The sequence below is a fragment of the Micromonospora sp. BL4 genome (assembly GCF_003667505.1).
Classification (GTDB): Bacteria; Actinomycetota; Actinomycetes; order Mycobacteriales; family Micromonosporaceae; genus Micromonospora.
Map to the genome: position 1 here is coordinate 1 of NZ_RCVJ01000267.1, position 2,205 is coordinate 2,205.

Genomic DNA, 2,205 nt, shown 5'->3' on the forward strand with positions numbered 1-2,205 from the left:
GGTGGGGCGGGCGCGCTCATCGGCGGTCGTCGGTGCGGCGGACCTGCTGGCGGCGGCCCAGCCAGCGGCGACCGGCGGGGCGGGACACCGAGCGGGCCAGCCGTTCCGCCGCCACCTCGGCGCGTAGCTCAGCGGCGTGACTGCGGTGCAGGGTGAGCAGGAATTCTGCGTCGTTGCCGAACATCTCGGGCTCCTTCGTGGCGTCGTCATCTTCTGCTGATGACTCTTCGCGCGAAGGCCCCACCGGGGCATGGGCACACCGCCTCATCTTCCGCGGCGCCACCCTCCTTACCCGCCCGCCGCACACGCGTACGGCGACGTAAGGTACTCAGCCGCCCGGCACCCGGACGCGGATCAACGGGCCGGGCGGGGCCCACTAGACTCTGCGGCATGGCAAAGCCCCAGGAGAAGGTCTCGTTCGGCCAGCGGCTGAAGCAGATCGGGATGGTGTTCCAGTTCACCGCCAAGCAGGACCGGTGGTTCGCGCCGCTGGTCGCCGCCGCGGTGCTCCTCCCGCTCGCCCTCACCGTGGTCGCGGTCATCCTCTGGAGCTGGATCTGGCTGCCGCTGGGCATCCTGTTCGCCCTGCTCGCGGTGCTGATCGTGCTCAACCTGCGGTCCAACAAGGCGATGATGAACGCCGCCGAGGGGCAGCCCGGCGCGGCGGCGCAGATCATGGAGAACATGCGCGGCGACTGGCGGGTGACCCCGGCCGTCAGCTCCACCACCCAGATGGACATGGTCCACCTCGTGATCGGCCGGCCCGGCGTGATCCTGCTGGCCGAGGGCAACCCGCAGCGGGTGCGCGGCCTGCTCGGGCAGGAGAAGCGGCGACTGGCCAAGGTCATCGGCTCCGCCCCGCTGCACGACTACGTGATCGGGCAGGAGGAGGGCGAGCTGCCGATCCGCAAGCTGCGGACCACGCTGCTGCGGCTGCCCCGGGCGCTCAGCGGCAAGGACGTCAACTCGCTGGACAAGCGACTCAAGGCGCTGACGGCCCGGCCGCAGATGCCCAAGGGCGCGATCCCCAAGAACATGCGGCCGCCGGGCGGTTCGTTCCGCCAGTCGCGGCGCTGACCCCCGCGACGTACGCCTCGAAGAGCCGGAGCCCTGCGGGCCCGGCTCTTCGGCGTTATGGCCGGCTCTGCGTCTCCCGCGTCGCCCCAGGCCGGGCCGGGCCGCGCTGGGCCGCGCCGCGCTGGGCCGCGGCGGGCCGCGCCGGGCCGGACCGCGCTGGGCTGCGGCGGGCCGCGCTGGGCCATGATCGACTCGGTTTCCCTGAAAGCGGGGTGTCCGCCACACCGGGACACGGCGACTTCACGGAAACCGAGTTGGTCTTGCGGCGCGCGGGCTGCCGGGGTCGCGCCCGGGGTGCCGGAGTGGCCCGCGGGGTGCCGGAGTCGCGCGGGGGCTGCCGGAGCCCTGGGTCAGCGGCGGGGTGCGTCGACGATGACCGCGTCGGTGAGCCGGTCGTGCAGGCCGCGACGGTGCTCGTCCATGATCAGCGCGGGGACGACGAGGGCCAGCGGCAGACCCCGTGCCAGCCCCCGGAAGATCCCGATCCGGCCGCCGTCGTGCCAGTTCACGCAGCGGACCTTCGTGATGTACATGCCCGGCGTCTGGGCGAACAGGCCGACGAAGAAGCCGTACAGCAGGATCAGCACCAGGACGGGTGCCCATCCGTCGCGCACCGGGTCGGCGAAGATGTTGGCCACCAGCAGGCACAACACCCAGTCGATGATCAGTGCCCCGAACCGGCGGCCCAGGCTCGGCGGAGTGAAGGCGGGGTCGGTGGCCGGCGCTGCCGGGGCCTGCGGGTTGGTCACAGCGGTCAAGGGTATCCGTGTCGAGATCGGGGCTTTCCGGGTGCCGCCACCGCCCGCGCCAGATCGGGCCAATGGCATCAGACGTCACTACAATGGCACGACCGGTACGGCGTTCACGGCGGACCGAGGGCGGTAAAGGGGCGTCGCTGACGCTCCGCGAGGGACGTAACACGGCAGAAACAACGGGGACACGGCCGGGCAACCCCCTGGCCATAGCGTCGCAAGAAGCCTAGCCACCCCGTGGACGTGCCAGGAGGACGTGTGTTCGCCAATTCCGAGGAACTGCTGCGGTACCTCAAGAACGAGGACGTGAAGTTCGTCGACGTTCGTTTCTGTGACCTGCCCGGTGTGATGCAGCACTTCAACCTGCCGGTCGAGT

Annotated in this window: 4 protein-coding genes; 2 read left to right on the forward strand and 2 right to left on the reverse strand. The window is 71.2% G+C overall.

Features of this window, described 5'->3' with window-relative positions; translation table 11 throughout:
- Positions 1–16 precede the first annotated feature (16 nt).
- Positions 17–184: a hypothetical protein gene (locus tag EAD89_RS30855; RefSeq protein WP_199723325.1), complete on the reverse strand. Its 168-nt coding sequence runs from the start codon at positions 182–184 to the stop codon at positions 17–19.
- A 206-nt stretch (positions 185–390) separates the two neighbouring features.
- Here EAD89_RS30855 and EAD89_RS29990 point away from each other — a divergent pair, with 206 nt between their 5' ends.
- A complete protein-coding gene (locus EAD89_RS29990; RefSeq protein ID WP_089019642.1) occupies positions 391–1,077 on the forward strand; it encodes a DUF4191 domain-containing protein in 687 nt (228 codons plus the stop codon).
- Positions 1,078–1,427: 350 nt separating this feature from the next.
- Here EAD89_RS29990 and EAD89_RS29995 read toward each other — a convergent pair whose 3' ends face one another.
- Positions 1,428–1,826: an RDD family protein gene (locus EAD89_RS29995; RefSeq protein WP_233579238.1), complete on the reverse strand. Its 399-nt coding sequence runs from the start codon at positions 1,824–1,826 to the stop codon at positions 1,428–1,430.
- Between the two features lie 261 nt (positions 1,827–2,087).
- On the opposite strand from EAD89_RS29995, the gene EAD89_RS31200 reads away from it, so the two are divergent.
- A partial coding sequence (locus EAD89_RS31200) for a glutamine synthetase (RefSeq protein ID WP_233579239.1) occupies positions 2,088–2,205 on the forward strand: 118 nt, incomplete at its 3' end.